Raw genomic sequence first — 13,594 nt, 5'->3', positions numbered from 1 at the left:
TTCATCGATGACGGCCGCATCGAACTCGACAACAACACGGTCGAACGATCGATCCGCGGCATCAAGCTCAGCCGCAAAAACGCGCTGTTTGCTGGATCTGACGGTGGCGCGGAACATTGGGCTGTTATCGCGTCCTTGGTCGAGACCTGTAAGATCAACGACGTCGATCCGCTCGCCTATCTCACCGATGTCCTGACCAGGATCGTCAACGGGCATCCAAACCGCGACATCGACCAGCTACTGCCCTGGTCCTACCGCGCTCAAGCCCTCAAAGCCGTGGCTTGAAAACGACGCTTACTCTCCAGCTCTCGATGGGACGAAAAAGCAAAACCAAAGCCTGCCAGCCCGATTTGGCTCGTGGGCTTGATTTCGAACCTTCAGGCTCGTGGCGACATCGAGCGGCAACCGGCCGCTGCTGACGACCGTGTCAATCCGTGCATGCAAAACCGTTGCGTTGGGAAGTGAAAGGCCGGCTGAGCAAATGGAGGCAATTTCCTCATCCGTCAGGCGAGTGCAATGCCAGCCAATCATGGAGTGGGGCTGGAGGGCTTTGTTCACATCCAAAATAGATCGGTCGTAGTCGGCGCCGGAAGGTCGGTTCTGATCACTCTGCCATCTATAAAGAACGCCGTAGTTCGCGCTCAAGCAGTCGAGCAATTCGACAGGCCATTTCTCCACGTGCTCGATGTCGATGACCATAACTCGGTCCTTGAACCAAATACAAAACCCCAATACAAACGGCGTGGTCGGCGCGCAAAATATGCTAGGTTTATCAACGGGTAAACTGCGGAATTACGGTACCCACCCAACTGTACCAGCGGGATTAGACACTTCGCCCTAAATTAGGTTTAGCGAAGTACGCATAGCTACCACCGAGCTACCACGATACGTTGCGCCTTATTTTCTTGGCCGCACATAATTAATTATTGCGATGATGGTTTTGGTGGTCGTTTTGCGTTCGATGTGGAGAGCACAGTGGATGTTGCCAAGTGGAGCGCGGAGATCACGGTCTACGGGTATGCGAGAGTGAGCACTGAGGGCCAGACGCTGGCGGTCCAAGAGGTGCAGTTAGCGGCGGCCGGCGCGGTCAAGGTGTTCTCGGAGAAGATCAGTGGGGCCAGCGCGGCGAATCGAAAGGCGCTGGCGCGGGCATTAGCTGCGCTGAAGGAACGTGACGTATTGCGGGTGACCCGGCTGGACCGGCTGGCGCGCTCGACACGGAACCTTTTGAAGGTGCTGGACGCGATTGGCAAGGCCGGAGCTGGGTTCAAGAGCCCGGCTGATACCTGGGCCGATCCAACTACACCGCACGGGCGGTTGATGCTCACGGTCCTAGGCGGGCTAGCTGAATTCGAGCGTGAGTTGATAAAGGCTCGGACGGGCGAAGGGCGCGAGAGAGTGAAGGCACGCGGTGTGCATATGGGCAGACCTTCGACGCTAACGCCTTATCAGCAGCGCGAGGCCTTGGCACGGCGCTAGGCTCAGTCGGCTTCGCTGATCTCGATTGCTACTTCGAGCCATTGGTTTTCTGGCAGGGGTCCTTCGGCTTCTTGCAGTCGCATTCGCAGCCTCTGCAACAACCCTCGGGCTGTTGAATGAGCGCTTTGATGATTTCGGAATTCTCCTTAGACAAGTTTTCGTATCGTTGTAGCAGGAGAACCTGTTGCTGATCGTAGTAGTCAGATCGTGCTGCGACCCGTTTAACCTCATTTGCCAGGATTGTTTTGATCACCTCAGTGGCTTCTTTCAAAACATTTTCATGGCGCTGCAGCAACAGCCCGTGTTTTTCGTCAAAGCGATCTGAGCGCGTGGCCACCCGCACAATTTCGTCGGCTAATAGCTTCGAACGGTCAGCATCATGGTTATGCGGTTCATCTCTCGATACGCCAAGGCCAACACAGCCAGCGAAACCACAATTGGTAGGATCCACAGCGCATTCAATAACTTCCATACGAACGTCGGGCTGGAGAAGCGCGCGAGAGGTCCTGCCGACTCGGTATTGCTAGAAGGTGTTGGAGTTGGCGATGGGTTGTTGGGAGACGGGCCAGGCTGTGGCGTAGTGCTCGGGATGCTGATAGCGGGGATAGCGACCGACCATTGCATTCCAGGTATGCCCAACACCGCGTTTAAGGCATCCGGTGAAGTGGCCATCAATATTGCTGTTACAAGGTCGACAGTGAGGCCGAACGCACTAATTATCTGATCTAAGTTGTCTATGATCGTCTTTATTTCGATCGAGCCATACGAAATGTCTGCTACGTGCATTTCCATGCTTCGAAGTGCATCTTGCTGTCTACCGCTCAGTCGGCCGGTATATGATCGGTTGTGGTAGCCCTCCAAGAAATTGCGAAATCTGGTACTCAATTCGTAAGGAAACCTTTCTCTTACGTGCTCCTCAAATTCAGCGGGAGAAAGGTCCTGCCCAGCAATTCCGGGCTGGGAATGAGCATGACGCGCGATATCTCTAAACGAACTCCAGAAGCCACTACGTGAGCTCCCGGACTCAAACCCGTAGGGCCGAAGGCTAATCGTAACGGAAGATGCTGCTTTGGAACGGTCTGAATCCGGCCCCCAATCGACCTCAGCCATTCTTCAACTCCAAATCGATCGAGCAAATTAACTCGCCGCGCGAGGCGCAGGCAAAACAGCAGAATACCTAGCCTCTAGGATACGTCGCATTGTTGCTCAATTGCAACCACATTTGACGCGGCGCCTCAGCTCCCGACTTCAGTTGTCTCAATGGCTTGACGGCTCCGGATGGCCGAAACCTTTTCACTTCGCTCACGTGCAGCTTCTAGCCGCGCTGCAAAGCCCTCGGTGTTGACCACGGCTGTCACTGCTAGCTTCGGATGCTCAAAAGGCAGCGCAGCCACGGCAGCCCGCATCCGGCGATGCATCGGCTGGCAAGGATCGCGATAGACGGCTTGGAGGAAATCAAGCGAAGTATTGCCCGCCACCTCCGGTGCAGTGTCGTCCATCGCCTCCACCATTGGAGATAGCAGAACAAGTCGACGTTCGAACATGGTGAGCAGGGCCGTCAGTGCTCTGCCCACTTATATGGCGGCTTGCTGCCCGCACTGAAGGCGAGCCTCATCGTCCTTCAAGAGATCACCGCCTTGATCTGCGCCGTATCCGCAAACTCGATCAGCTCGACGATCTTGCCGTCTTGAAATCTGAACAGGTCCAGGATCTCGGTGCTGAAAGTCTTTCCGCTTGGATTGTATCGAACGAGAACCCGGGAATGGACTGCGACGCGATCCCCGTCGACCAGTTCAGCCAGGATCTCGCGGCTTTCGAAGCCGAAGGTGTCAGTGAACTGAGTGAAAGCCGCGCGCAGGGTCGGGTGCCCCTCCATGCGCCCCGTCAGTTCGAGCGCGCTCTTGTCGCCCATCAACGTGAAGTGGCCCTCGGGATGGAAAGCCGCCACCAAGCCCTCGATGTCGCCCTTGCCGCGCGCGGCGTAGGCGGTCCTGATCAATGCGAGCATCTCTTCGCGCTGTGCCATGTGCCCCTCCCTGCAATAGGTATCGGGGCAGCCTAGCGACCTTTGCGTGTAAAGGCAAAATGATCGGAGCCGTGCTGCGTTACCTCCCGCCACCACCCACACCACCACCGGCAACGTCGCCGCCGCCAGCAGCGTCCCCAGCGCCACCGCGCCCGAGACCGGGTTCACCAGCCGCTGATACTGCACGGCAGAGATGTACGCATTCCGCGCCGGTCGGCATCGCCGCGAACAGCACGATGACGCCGCCGGCGATCGGCGGCAGGTCGAGCAGTCTTGCCGACACGAACGCGGCGGCCGGCAGCGCCGCAAGCTTGAGCGTACGCATCACCAAAATGCTCAGCCTCTCGCTCTTCACCTGGCGCGAAACAAATAGGAGCCGAGCACGATCAGCGCCGTCGGCGAGCCCGAATGCGCAAAGGATGTGATGATTGTTCGGAGGCTGCCGTAATAGCAGGTCGTGCATCAGGTAAGGCATTCGATCTTACTCTTTGGGTCGCGGCCTCAAAGTCTTTTCGGTGAAAGCGAGGGCGGGTGTAAACTGTTTCACAGCAGCCGGCTTGCTGCGACCTTAAGATCGTTCTGCACTTCCACGTTCTTGCGCGGCCCGTCCGTACAAGATGTCGCTCTCTGTTGAAACAACGAGGAGCATGAAGATGAAGACGTTTCTTGCAACGAAATCGCCATTCCTGATCGTCGCTGCTCTTGCAGTTTGCATCGGCACTGCGCGTGCCGATGTCATTATGGATTGGAACGCGAAAGCAGATGCGATTGCCGCTGAAAAGAAGGTTCTGCCTGTGCCACAGGCCCGCACGATGTCGATGCTTCACGTTGCCATGTTCGAGGCCGTCAACGCGATCGACAGGCGATATACTCCATACAAGCTGGATCTCGTGGCAGACCGCTCCACGTCCAAGGAAGCCGCAGCGTCGACTGCAGCTTACAACATTCTTCTCACGATCTATCCGGACCAGAAACCCGCCCTTGATGCGGCATTGATTGCATCGCTTTCCGGCATTCCGGACACGGAGGGAAAGGCGAATGGAATCGAGCTTGGAAAGCTTGCCGCTTCCGGTGTGATAGCGTTGCGAAGGGATGACGGCAGTGACGTTCAGGAGACTTATCGTCCCTATACAGCCCCGGGGGCCTATGTGCCGACTGTGGTGCCGATCGGCACGACGGCTGGAAGAATGTCCCCTTGGGTCATGACATCAGCCTCACAATTCCGTCCAGCGCCACCACCGGCGCTTGATTCCGAGACCTGGACCAGAGACGTCAATGAAATTCGGGAGCTCGGCGCTCGCAACAGCACCACCCGAACGGCAGAGCAGACCGCGATCGGACGAGTCTGGTTTCTGGTCGGGCCGCCCAGCTTCAATCCAATCGTCCGGCAGGTCGCCTTGGCCAAGCACATGGACCTCGTTGACTGCGCGCGCCTTTTCGCCCTCACCGAGATTGCTGCGAACGACGCAATCGTTGCTGTCCTTGATGCGAAGTATCATTACAACTTCTGGCGGCCTGTAACGGCCATACGCAACGCGGACATCACGCACAACCCGATGACGCCACGCGAACCGTCCTGGTTGCCGCTGGGTGAAACGCCGTTGCATCCCGAATACCCCTGCGCCCACTGCATCATATCGGCGGCGGTTTCCACGGTTCTCCGGTCCATCGCCGGCGACGAGGTCGGAGAGCTAACGATGACCAGCCCCACTGCGCCAGGGGTGACTCGCAAATGGACCAAGCTCCAGGATTATAGCAACGAGGTCGCCAATTCGCGCATCTATGCCGGTTTCCATTACCGTTTCTCGACGGAGGTCGGAAAGGACATGGGCCGTAAGATCGGTGACTTGGTTGTCGGGACACAGCTTCGCGGGCTGGAAGCGCGAGCTGAACCGAAGCAGTAAGCCGGCGTGTAGGTAAACTGCGAACCGCACAGAGGTCGAGAAGCGCTCGACATCGAGGCATCAAGGCTTGAGATAGCAGAACAAGTCGACGTTCGAACATGGTGGGCAGGCCGGCCAGTGCTCTGCCCACTTGTATGCCGGCTTGCTGCCCGCCCGGAAGCAAACCGAACCTCATCGTCCTTCAGGAGATCATCGCCTTGACCTGCGCTGTATCCGCAAACTCATTCAGCTCGACGATCTTGCCATCCTGAAATCTGAATAGGTCCAAAAGCTCGGTGCTGAACGTCTTTCCAGTTGGATGGTAGCGGACGTCAACGCGGGAATGGACGGCAACGCGATCACCGTCGACCAGCTCAGCCAGAATTTTGCGGTTTTCGAAGCCGAAGTTCTTGATCAATTGACCGAAAACCCCTCGCAGGGCTGGGTGACCCTGCACGCTTCCTGTCAGTTCGAGCGTGCTCCTGTCGCCCATCAAAGTGAATGCGCCCTCGGGATGAAAGGTCGTCACCAAGCCCTCGACGTCATTGTCGCCGCGCGCGGCGTAGGCGTGCCGGATCGTTGCGAGCATGTCTTCGCGCTGTGCCATGTTACCCTCCCTGCAACGTATCAGGGCAGATTAGTGACCTTTGCGTGTAAAGGCAAAACTATCGAGGGTGGTGCGAAGGGCTCGAGCGCGCCGAAGCAGCATCGTTCGTTTTCGTTCCCCGACACCGCGAGAAAACAGCGGCGAGCACCGGCGAACCTTTTCAGGATCCTGTATCCAAGCCGCGCGAGCGAATTGTGGGCCTGCGTTCGGCTGGACAAATTCGCCATTGGGAGTAGTCTTTTCAGACACAGCAACATGTTAGCGGAGGTTCTCCGTGGAACATCGCGGCGTAAGCTTCTCGATCGTTAAGATGAGCTACCCGGCTGGTTGGAAGTGGACTGTCGGAAAGGGCCGAACAGTGTCGGTCGGTGTCTGTGCGACGAGGCGCGACGCGATCCGCCAGGCTCAGACCTTCATCGACGCGATCATGGACTGGGCTGCCTAGGCTGAGTTCAAATGCTCGGCTTCGATAGGTCATGCCGAGCACGGTAAACCCAGCAGCTGAGTTTCTGTCGGCCGCGCCCGAGACCGGGTTCACCAGCCGCTGATACTGCACGGCAAAAATGTATGCATTCGCGCCGGTCGCCATCGCCGCGATCAGCGCGAACACCGGGGCGACGATCAACTAGGTGGCCATGTGTCGCTACGACCCCAGCTCGATGATCCGGCGCGCCATCCGCACATTGGCATAGTCGATCATCTTGCCGTCCAGCGTCACTGCGCCCTGGCCGTTCGCCTCTGCGCTCTCCATCGCCTCGACCACCCGCCGCGCTTGGGTCAGCTCCTCGGCCGACGGCGTGAACGCGCGCAGCGTCGGCTCGATCTGGTCGGGATGGATCACCTGCTTGCCGTCAAAGCCCATCGCGGCGGCCTTTTGCGCGCTGGCCTCGGTCAGCTTGGCATCGCGGAACGCGCCGCAGGGGCCGTCGATCGCGCGCAGGCCGCGCGCGCGGGCGGCGACCAGAAGGCGCATCATGGGATAGGCGAACAGGTCGAGCGGCGCAGTGGCGTAGCCGCTTTGCGCCGAGCCGACGTGGCGATAGCCATCCGGCGAAATGCCGACGTCGGAGCTGCGGGCGCCGAGCGAGGCCGCGAGGTCGCCGACGCCGAGATGCAGCGCGGCGACGCTCTCGTGCGCGGCGGCAAGGGCATCGACGTTGACGAGGCCGAGCGCGGTCTCGATCAGCAGTTCGAGGGCGACAGGCGTAGCGCGATCCGGCGCGGCCGCGCGCAAGCGATCGGCGAGCGCGACGATGTCGCTCACCCGCTCCGCCTTCGGCACGATCAAGGCATCGAGCCGGGGCAGGGCGGCCAGGTGGCAGATCTCCTCCGCAATGAACGGGCTGTCGACGGCGTTGAGCCTGATGGCGACGTGCTTGTTGCCCCAATCGAGAGAGGACAGCGCGCGGGCGGCTTCCGCCAGCGCAACGCCCTTCTCGGCGGGCGGCACGGCGTCTTCGAGGTCCATGAACACCGCGTCCGCCACTGATGCCGCAGCCTTTGCGACGAGACGGGCGCGATGCGCGGGAACGGCGAAATAGGCGCGCGTCGGGCGCTGCGAGACCATTGTCACGTTCCCTTAACGAGGCCGAGTTCGCCGAGGATGGCTTCGTTATGCTCGCCGACGTCAGGCACCGGATCCATCCGCGGCGTCACGCCGGGAATCGTCAGCGCGGGCAGGAAGCTCATCACCGGCCCGCACGGCGATCCCACGCTTTGCACCCGCGCGCGGGCATGCAGCTGCTCATGCTGCAGGAAGGCCTCGACCGAGTTCAGATGCGCATTGGCGACCCCGGCTCCATCCAGCAGCCGCAGCACCTCTTCGCTGGTCATGGCTGCAAAGCGCTGCTCGATATGCGCCTGCAGCTCGTCGCGGTTCTGCATGCGCAGCGGATTGGTGCGGAAGCGCGGGTCGTCGGCAAAGCCGGCATCGCCGAGCACGATGCGGCAGAGCGACCGCCATTCCCGGTCGTTCTGGATGCCGAAGAAAATGGTGTTGCCGTCGCCGACACGGAACGGGCCGTAAGGCGCGATGGTCGCATGCCTGGCGCCGGTGCGCGGCAGTGGCCGGCCGGTACTCTCGGTGTAGAACGCGGGATAGCTCATCCAGTCCGTGATCGAATCGAACAGCGAGGCCTGGAACGCCGTGCCCTTGCCGGTCCGCTCGCGGGCGTACAGCGCCATCAAGACGCCGTTCAGGATGTACATGCCGGTGGCGATATCGACCACGGAGAGCCCCACTTTGGCGGGCTCCGCCTCGGTGCCGTTGATGGCGAGCACGCCGGCCTCGCACTGCACCAGCAGATCATAGGCCTTCTTGTCGCTGTAAGGGCCGCCGCTGCCATAGCCCGAGACGTCGCAGGCGATCAGGCGCGGATATTTGCGCAGCAGCGAAGCGGCATCGAGGCCGAGCCGCTCCGCCGCGCCGGGCGCGAGGTTCTGGATGAACACGTCGGCGCGCGGCAGCAGGGCGTCGAGCACCTTGCGCCCCTCAGGGCTCTTGATGTCAATCGCAAGGCTTTCCTTGGAACGGTTGGTCCACACGAACTGGCTCGATAGGCCGTTCATCACGTGATCGTAGTCGCGGCAGAAATCCCCCGTGCCGGGCCGCTCGATCTTGATCACCCGCGCGCCCCAATCGGCGAGGTGCCGGCTGGCCAGCGGCGCCGCGATCGCCTGCTCCAGCGAAACCACCGTCACACCCGACAGCGGCAGCTCCGCCTCATTTCCCGTCATGCGACTGTCCTCCTCACGTGCGCTTTTCGACCAGCGCAGGAGACAGGTCGGCCACCTCACGCGCATCTTCTTGAGGGTGACATGATGCCCCTGTTTTGCCCGACAAGTCAAACCGCGTTTCGCAAAATCCTAAGAGATGAAAGCGTAGCGATTGCCGGCACTTGGCTACTGTGCATGGGGTTGTTTTCGCAGTTTTGTGTTTGGGAGCGCAGACAGCGGCGTCTTCGTCGCGTTCCCCCGGAACTGCCGAGGCTCCTGACCCCACCCTGTTGCCGAGAGCGCACACGTGCCGGCTTTCGCAATCCCCCTCGGTTGCCAACGAACCGCCGTTCACCCACTATTCGCACCGACTCGTCATGTGGGGGGATCGATGCCGGCGTTTCGCTTCAAGTCCTTTGCAAAGCCCGTGGCCGTTGCAAGCCTCTCGCTTGCCTTGGCCATCCTGGCGCTGCCGCGCGCTGGTTTCGCCTACACCCAGGAGGAGCAGCAGGCCTGCACGCCGGATGCGATGCGGCTCTGCAGCGAGTTCATCCCGAACGTCGATGCCATCACCGCCTGCATGATCAAGAAGAAGGCGCAGCTCTCGCCGCAATGCGCGGTGTTCTTCCGCCGCGGGCCGGAGCCGCGCGCCGGCAAGCCGACCAGTATCGCTCCGAAGACTGCGAAGAAGAGCAGCAAGCCCGCGGCGAAGAAGAAGAAATCCAGCGAAGGCTGAGCGTCAGGCGAGGCGCGTTCCTGTCTTGAAACCGGGTCATGCCGAGGCGCGCGACCAGTTGCGCCGGTTGCGGCATCAGCTCGGCGACAGCCTTCGGACTCGTTTTGTTCACGCAACGCCGCGCAGGCTGAGTGGGATGGCGGGACCAGGCGGATAGGTCCAAGAGGATTTGCCCGGCGGGGTTGCATTCCGTTTTTTCCCGCGCGCTGCTCAAAAAACGCACGATCGCCGCCGCGGCACGCGTTCTGCTGCGATTTGTGCGTAACGTCACAGTATTCAGTGTGACTCAAAAGCCAACACGCCCTGTTATTTCGTGGCGTCGGCGCAACCTTCGATAAATTTATCTTTCACGAATCAGCGCGCTGATTCATTTTCGCGGCCTGGGGTCAATCTGGAGGCCGAAGGTATGAACGTTATTGTTTTTGCATCACGTAAAGGCGGTTCGGGCAAGAGTACCCTCGCCGCGCATCTTGCCGCTCAGATCAAGGCGAGCAAGCAGGTCATGCTGGTGGACGCGGATCCGCAAGGTTCGCTCACGCTGTGGCACAAGCTGCGCGGCACCAACGAGCCGCCGATCAAGGCTGCCGTCAACTCCGTCAGCGGCATCGTCTCGGCGGCCAAGCGCGACGGTTATGAATGGGTGTTGATCGACACGCCGCCGAACCTGTCGGCCGTCGTCGACGACGCGATCAAGAATGCCACCATGGTGGTCATTCCCGCCCGTCCCGGCGTGTTCGACGTCAACGCGGTGCAGGAAACCATTCAGATGTGCCGCGCGGCGCGCAAGCCCTACGCGGTCGTGCTCAACGGTGCGCCGGCCAAGCGCGACGAAGCCGAAAGCCCGATCGTCACCATCGCCCGCGAAGCACTGGCGAAATTCCGGGCTCCGGTGTGGGGCGGCCAGATCACCAATCGTTCGGATCTGCTGATGGCGCTCAGCCACGGCGAAGGCGCGCGCGAATATCAGGCCGAGAGCCGTGCGGCTCAGGAAATCGCAAGACTCTGGGCGGCGATCGAGCGCTCGGTCAAGGCTATTCGCGGCACCGCGTCGGCCTCCGGGGCAATGCACAAGCAGGCGGCTTAATTTTCATTGGTCATTTCGAGCGGCGAAAAACGCGCGGGAGGTCCGCGCGTTTTGCGTTTCTAAGCTTTCACGCCACCATCAGCATGTAGAACACGATGACCGGCGACAGGGTGAGGATCACCGACCAGATGCCAACGGCCCAAAGAATGTCCTCGGTGCTAAAGCCCTGCTGTTCGGCGTCGAAATGCGACGCCATCTCATTCTGACTATTCACAAACGCCCCCGCGATTTCTTCGCTAATGGGCGTCAGTGATAGCAGCGATGTTTTAAGATCCGGATCGCATCTGCCCGTGCATTTTGAACACAGGTGCTACCACGGATTAACCATCCCGCGCGCGCGTCAGCCGACCAGCCAGACGCGAAACAGCAGCACCGGCATCAGGCCGAGCATCACCGCCCAGAACCCGAACGACGAGACGACGAGAATTCCCTTCAAGAGATCGGCGGGCGCGAACTGGCTCGCGGCCGTAGGCCGGTTGCGATACCCCATGGTCATTCCCCCTTCGGTAACTTTGAACTGGACGATAGGCGCGGTCACGTAAACGAGACGTGGATGCACCTTGCGGCAGCTGCGAAGGCCGTTGAGGCGCGGTTAACCACGGTGGCGCTCTCTCGCTCCCTCTCCCCGTTCTTACGGGGAGAGGGTGGGGTGAGGGGCTGTCTCCGCAAATGCCTTGGAAGCTGGACTCGCGGAGGCTCCCCCTCACCCGGAATTTGCGCAGGCGCAAATTCCGGCCTCTCCGCGCAAGCGGGGAGAGGCGAAAGACGCGCTACGCCGCGACCTTGATCCGTCGCTCGATCTCGCGATCGATCGTCGCCGCGAGCTCGCTGCTCACTTCCACCATCGGCAAGCGCACCTCCGGGCTGTCGATCAGGCCGGATCGCCACAGCCAGTACTTCGCCGGCGCGGGGCTCGGCTCGGCGAACAACAGCCGCGTCAGCTCGGCGACCTCGTGCCAGCGCGCCAGCGCCGCATCGTGGTTGCCGCGCTTGAACTCGGCATGGACGGCTGCAAAGGTCGCGGTCTCGACATGGGCCGAGAGCACGATGCCGCCGTCGGCACCGTCACCGAGCGCCTCGAAATAATTGGCATCCTCGCCGGTGAGCACGCGGAAGTCCTTCGGCCGGTCGCGCAGCAGCGCGATCGATTGCTCGCGGCTCGCGCCGCAATCCTTCAGGCCGACGATGTTCTTGTGCTCGGCCAGCCGCAGCATGGTCTGGTTGGTGATATTGACCGCGCAGCGATAGGGAATGTTGTAGAGCGCGATCGGCCAGGCCGCATGGTCGGCGAGCGCCTCGAAATGCGCCAAGAGGCCGCGCTGCGACGGCCGCACATAATAGGGGCTGGCGATCAGGTAACCGTCGATCGGCCAGTCCGCGGTCTCGTCAAGGCGTTCTTGCAGGCGCGAAGTGTCCGCACCCGACAGTCCGAGGCAGATCGGAAGGTTGCAGCCGGCGGCCGCCATCTCCTCGCGCACCACGGCGACGAGGCGCTCGAGCTCGGCCGCGCGCAGCGTCATGCCTTCACCGGAGGTCGCGCCCAGGATGAATCCGTCGATGCCGTACGCGCCGTAGTGCCGTGTCAGCCGCCGCAGCGACCTCTCGTCCAGCGCGCCGTCCTGGAACGGCGTCACCAGCGGCAGCCAGAGGCCATGCAAGTGATCTCGTAGTCCGGTCATGTTTCCATCTCCTTCTCGGGAAAAGCCTGAGACGGAGGGCACATGAAAAAACCCCGTCCAGGCGGCGGGGTTTTCGAAGATTTGCAGCGATGACGAAGTCGGCTAGCGCGCGCAAAAATCCGAGGCCCCGGGATGGGGGCCTTTTTTCGAGACGATGGTCTCGAACGAGATTGCGCACAACTTCGTGATCATGGGCGAATGATGCGGGGTAGGCGTGGAACTGTCAATACACGTGGAGGGCGAAGCCACATTTTGACGAAAAAAAGCCGGACCCGAGGGCCCGGCTTAGGTATTGGCCACGTGAGGCCGACACAATCACCTTCCAAGAGGGATTACTGAACTCCCGCGCCACTGGAGGAGGGGGACAAATGCGCAACGCGAAGGCTCAGCGTGCAAACATTATGGGCTTGCCGAGTGCCTTGCAGCAACAGCCGAGGCCGCATGTCAGTCATGCGGAAATCAGGACGGCCAGCGTTGCGCCTTGCTCACCACGAAGTCCCGGAACACCTGCACGCGCGCGACCGTCTTCAACTCCTCGGGATAGACGAAGTAGGTGTCGAGCTGGATCGAATCCGACTCGCCGAACAACTGCACGAGCTTGCTCTGCTCCTCGACCAGGTAATCGGGAAGGGCGGCGATGCCGAGACCTTGCTGACAGGCGCGCACGAGACCGAGGATGTTGTTGACCTTGAAATAGGCTTCACGCGGACCCGAGCCGTTGCGGCCGGCTTCGACCAGCCAGTTGCGGTTCTGCAGATGCGGCGCGAAGTTGCCGTCGGCGAGCGTGATGATGCGGTGGGAGTCGAGCTCCTCCAGCGTGCGCGGCGTGCCGAAGCGCTTGATGTATTCCGGCGAGCAATAGGCGTGGAAGCCCATCGCGAACAGCTTGCGCTGGATGAGATCCGGCTGCGTCGGCTTGCGGGTGCGGATCGCGACATCCGCCTCGCGCATCGACAGATCGAGCTCTTCGTCGGTAACGATCAGCGAGATGCGGATCTCGGGATAGAGCGCTGTGAATTCGCCGAGCCGCGGGATCAGCCAGTTGATGCCGACGCCGGGCGTGGTGGTGATCTTGAGATCGCCGCTCGGCCGCTCGCGGCTGTCGGTCAGCTTGGCGCGCGCCGCCTGCAGCTGCATGAACACGTCATGCGCGGTGCGGAACAACAGGTCGCCCTGCTCGGTGAGGATCAGGCCGCGGGCATGGCGGTGGAACAGCGAGACCGAGAGCTCCTGCTCCAGTGCCGAGACCTGACGCGACACCGCCGATTGCGACAGGCCGAGCTGCTCGCCCGCATGCGTGAAGCTGCCCGCTTCCGCCGCGGCGTGAAACACCTTCAGCTTGTCCCAGTCCATATCCGTAAATCCGTCGCGTGTTCGGGGCATGA

General features: G+C 61.1%; 18 protein-coding genes. 5 read left to right on the top strand and 13 right to left on the bottom strand.

The window, feature by feature from the left end; translation table 11 throughout:
- A partial coding sequence (locus tag HZZ16_RS29625) for a transposase domain-containing protein (RefSeq protein ID WP_197953422.1) occupies positions 1 to 285 on the top strand: 285 nt, incomplete at its 5' end.
- A 9-nt stretch (positions 286 to 294) separates the two neighbouring features.
- Here HZZ16_RS29625 and HZZ16_RS29620 read toward each other — a convergent pair.
- Entirely contained in the window at positions 295 to 699 is a 405-nt protein-coding gene (locus HZZ16_RS29620; protein WP_197953420.1) for a hypothetical protein, read from the bottom strand.
- 276 nt (positions 700 to 975) lie between these two features.
- On the opposite strand from HZZ16_RS29620, the gene HZZ16_RS29615 reads away from it, so the two are divergent.
- A complete protein-coding gene (locus tag HZZ16_RS29615) occupies positions 976 to 1,479 on the top strand; it encodes a recombinase family protein (protein WP_311974288.1) in 504 nt (167 codons plus the stop codon).
- Positions 1,480 to 1,507: 28 nt separating this feature from the next.
- Here the strand turns inward: HZZ16_RS29615 and HZZ16_RS29610 are convergent, their stop codons facing one another.
- The 4 genes from HZZ16_RS29610 to HZZ16_RS29595 form a co-directional block, all read right to left on the bottom strand.
- On the bottom strand, positions 1,508 to 1,951 hold the full coding sequence (locus tag HZZ16_RS29610; RefSeq protein WP_197953418.1) for a hypothetical protein: 444 nt from the start codon (positions 1,949 to 1,951) through the stop codon (positions 1,508 to 1,510).
- Between the two features lie 763 nt (positions 1,952 to 2,714).
- Entirely contained in the window at positions 2,715 to 2,978 is a 264-nt protein-coding gene (locus HZZ16_RS29605) for a hypothetical protein (RefSeq protein WP_197953416.1), read from the bottom strand.
- Positions 2,979 to 3,100: 122 nt separating this feature from the next.
- Positions 3,101 to 3,673: a nuclear transport factor 2 family protein gene (locus HZZ16_RS29600; protein ID WP_311974286.1), complete on the bottom strand. Its 573-nt coding sequence runs from the start codon at positions 3,671 to 3,673 to the stop codon at positions 3,101 to 3,103.
- On the bottom strand, positions 3,585 to 3,980 hold the full coding sequence (locus HZZ16_RS29595) for a hypothetical protein (protein WP_246510514.1): 396 nt from the start codon (positions 3,978 to 3,980) through the stop codon (positions 3,585 to 3,587). The genes HZZ16_RS29600 and HZZ16_RS29595 overlap by 89 nt, the downstream gene beginning before the upstream one ends.
- Before the next feature lie 178 nt (positions 3,981 to 4,158).
- Between HZZ16_RS29595 and HZZ16_RS29590 the strand changes: the two genes are divergently transcribed.
- Positions 4,159 to 5,409 (top strand): vanadium-dependent haloperoxidase, encoded by a 1,251-nt coding sequence (locus HZZ16_RS29590; RefSeq protein ID WP_246510512.1) that lies wholly within the window; start codon positions 4,159 to 4,161, stop codon positions 5,407 to 5,409.
- A 181-nt stretch (positions 5,410 to 5,590) separates the two neighbouring features.
- On the opposite strand, the gene HZZ16_RS29585 is transcribed toward HZZ16_RS29590, so the two are convergent.
- From HZZ16_RS29585 to HZZ16_RS29570, 4 genes are all read right to left on the bottom strand, one after another.
- On the bottom strand, positions 5,591 to 5,995 hold the full coding sequence (locus HZZ16_RS29585; RefSeq protein WP_197953412.1) for a nuclear transport factor 2 family protein: 405 nt from the start codon (positions 5,993 to 5,995) through the stop codon (positions 5,591 to 5,593).
- Between the two features lie 241 nt (positions 5,996 to 6,236).
- Entirely contained in the window at positions 6,237 to 6,620 is a 384-nt protein-coding gene (locus HZZ16_RS29580; RefSeq protein ID WP_197953430.1) for a hypothetical protein, read from the bottom strand.
- 18 nt (positions 6,621 to 6,638) lie between these two features.
- The gene (locus HZZ16_RS29575) at positions 6,639 to 7,562 is read right to left on the bottom strand and encodes an HpcH/HpaI aldolase/citrate lyase family protein (protein ID WP_197953410.1); all 924 of its coding nucleotides are present in this window, start codon (positions 7,560 to 7,562) and stop codon (positions 6,639 to 6,641) included.
- A 2-nt stretch (positions 7,563 to 7,564) separates the two neighbouring features.
- Positions 7,565 to 8,731, bottom strand: coding sequence for a CaiB/BaiF CoA transferase family protein (locus HZZ16_RS29570; RefSeq protein WP_197953408.1), 1,167 nt, complete (start codon positions 8,729 to 8,731; stop codon positions 7,565 to 7,567).
- A 370-nt stretch (positions 8,732 to 9,101) separates the two neighbouring features.
- Between HZZ16_RS29570 and HZZ16_RS29565 the strand changes: the two genes are divergently transcribed.
- Positions 9,102 to 9,446 (top strand): hypothetical protein, encoded by a 345-nt coding sequence (locus HZZ16_RS29565; RefSeq protein ID WP_197953407.1) that lies wholly within the window; start codon positions 9,102 to 9,104, stop codon positions 9,444 to 9,446.
- Positions 9,447 to 9,852: 406 nt separating this feature from the next.
- On the top strand, positions 9,853 to 10,530 hold the full coding sequence (locus tag HZZ16_RS29560; protein WP_025032179.1) for an AAA family ATPase: 678 nt from the start codon (positions 9,853 to 9,855) through the stop codon (positions 10,528 to 10,530).
- Positions 10,531 to 10,597: 67 nt separating this feature from the next.
- Here the strand turns inward: HZZ16_RS29560 and HZZ16_RS29555 are convergent, their stop codons facing one another.
- The 4 genes from HZZ16_RS29555 to HZZ16_RS29540 form a co-directional block, all read right to left on the bottom strand.
- On the bottom strand, positions 10,598 to 10,744 hold the full coding sequence (locus HZZ16_RS29555; RefSeq protein ID WP_197424417.1) for a hypothetical protein: 147 nt from the start codon (positions 10,742 to 10,744) through the stop codon (positions 10,598 to 10,600).
- Positions 10,745 to 10,870: 126 nt separating this feature from the next.
- Entirely contained in the window at positions 10,871 to 11,026 is a 156-nt protein-coding gene (locus HZZ16_RS29550) for a hypothetical protein (protein WP_197953429.1), read from the bottom strand.
- A 274-nt stretch (positions 11,027 to 11,300) separates the two neighbouring features.
- Positions 11,301 to 12,209, bottom strand: coding sequence for a 4-hydroxy-tetrahydrodipicolinate synthase family protein (locus tag HZZ16_RS29545; RefSeq protein ID WP_197953406.1), 909 nt, complete (start codon positions 12,207 to 12,209; stop codon positions 11,301 to 11,303).
- A gap of 459 nt (positions 12,210 to 12,668) precedes the next feature.
- Positions 12,669 to 13,592, bottom strand: coding sequence for a LysR family transcriptional regulator (locus HZZ16_RS29540; protein ID WP_027575284.1), 924 nt, complete (start codon positions 13,590 to 13,592; stop codon positions 12,669 to 12,671).
- Positions 13,593 to 13,594 lie beyond the last annotated feature (2 nt).

Origin of the sequence: Bradyrhizobium glycinis (genome assembly GCF_016031655.1) — a bacterium.
GTDB classification, from domain to species: Bacteria; Pseudomonadota; Alphaproteobacteria; order Rhizobiales; family Xanthobacteraceae; genus Bradyrhizobium; species Bradyrhizobium glycinis.
Note: the sequence above shows the minus strand (reverse complement) of the source record. Positions and strands in the feature narration are given on the sequence as shown.

Bases quoted from the DNA above. Each gene is read 5' to 3' on its own strand.
- HZZ16_RS29610 (WP_197953418.1), bottom strand. From the start codon at position 1,951: ATGGAAGTTATTGAATGCGCTGTGGATCCTACCAATTGTGGTTTCGCT.
- HZZ16_RS29570 (WP_197953408.1), bottom strand. From the start codon at position 8,731: ATGACGGGAAATGAGGCGGAGCTGCCGCTGTCGGGTGTGACGGTGGTT.
- HZZ16_RS29540 (WP_027575284.1), bottom strand. From the start codon at position 13,592: ATGCCCCGAACACGCGACGGATTTACGGATATGGACTGGGACAAGCTG.
- HZZ16_RS29565 (WP_197953407.1), top strand. From the start codon at position 9,102: ATGCCGGCGTTTCGCTTCAAGTCCTTTGCAAAGCCCGTGGCCGTTGCA.
- HZZ16_RS29575 (WP_197953410.1), bottom strand. From the start codon at position 7,562: ATGGTCTCGCAGCGCCCGACGCGCGCCTATTTCGCCGTTCCCGCGCAT.
- HZZ16_RS29590 (WP_246510512.1), top strand. From the start codon at position 4,159: ATGAAGACGTTTCTTGCAACGAAATCGCCATTCCTGATCGTCGCTGCT.
- HZZ16_RS29585 (WP_197953412.1), bottom strand. From the start codon at position 5,995: ATGGCACAGCGCGAAGACATGCTCGCAACGATCCGGCACGCCTACGCC.
- HZZ16_RS29620 (WP_197953420.1), bottom strand. From the start codon at position 699: ATGGTCATCGACATCGAGCACGTGGAGAAATGGCCTGTCGAATTGCTC.
- HZZ16_RS29545 (WP_197953406.1), bottom strand. From the start codon at position 12,209: ATGACCGGACTACGAGATCACTTGCATGGCCTCTGGCTGCCGCTGGTG.
- HZZ16_RS29550 (WP_197953429.1), bottom strand. From the start codon at position 11,026: ATGACCATGGGGTATCGCAACCGGCCTACGGCCGCGAGCCAGTTCGCG.
- HZZ16_RS29595 (WP_246510514.1), bottom strand. From the start codon at position 3,980: ATGCCTTACCTGATGCACGACCTGCTATTACGGCAGCCTCCGAACAAT.
- HZZ16_RS29560 (WP_025032179.1), top strand. From the start codon at position 9,853: ATGAACGTTATTGTTTTTGCATCACGTAAAGGCGGTTCGGGCAAGAGT.
- HZZ16_RS29605 (WP_197953416.1), bottom strand. From the start codon at position 2,978: ATGGACGACACTGCACCGGAGGTGGCGGGCAATACTTCGCTTGATTTC.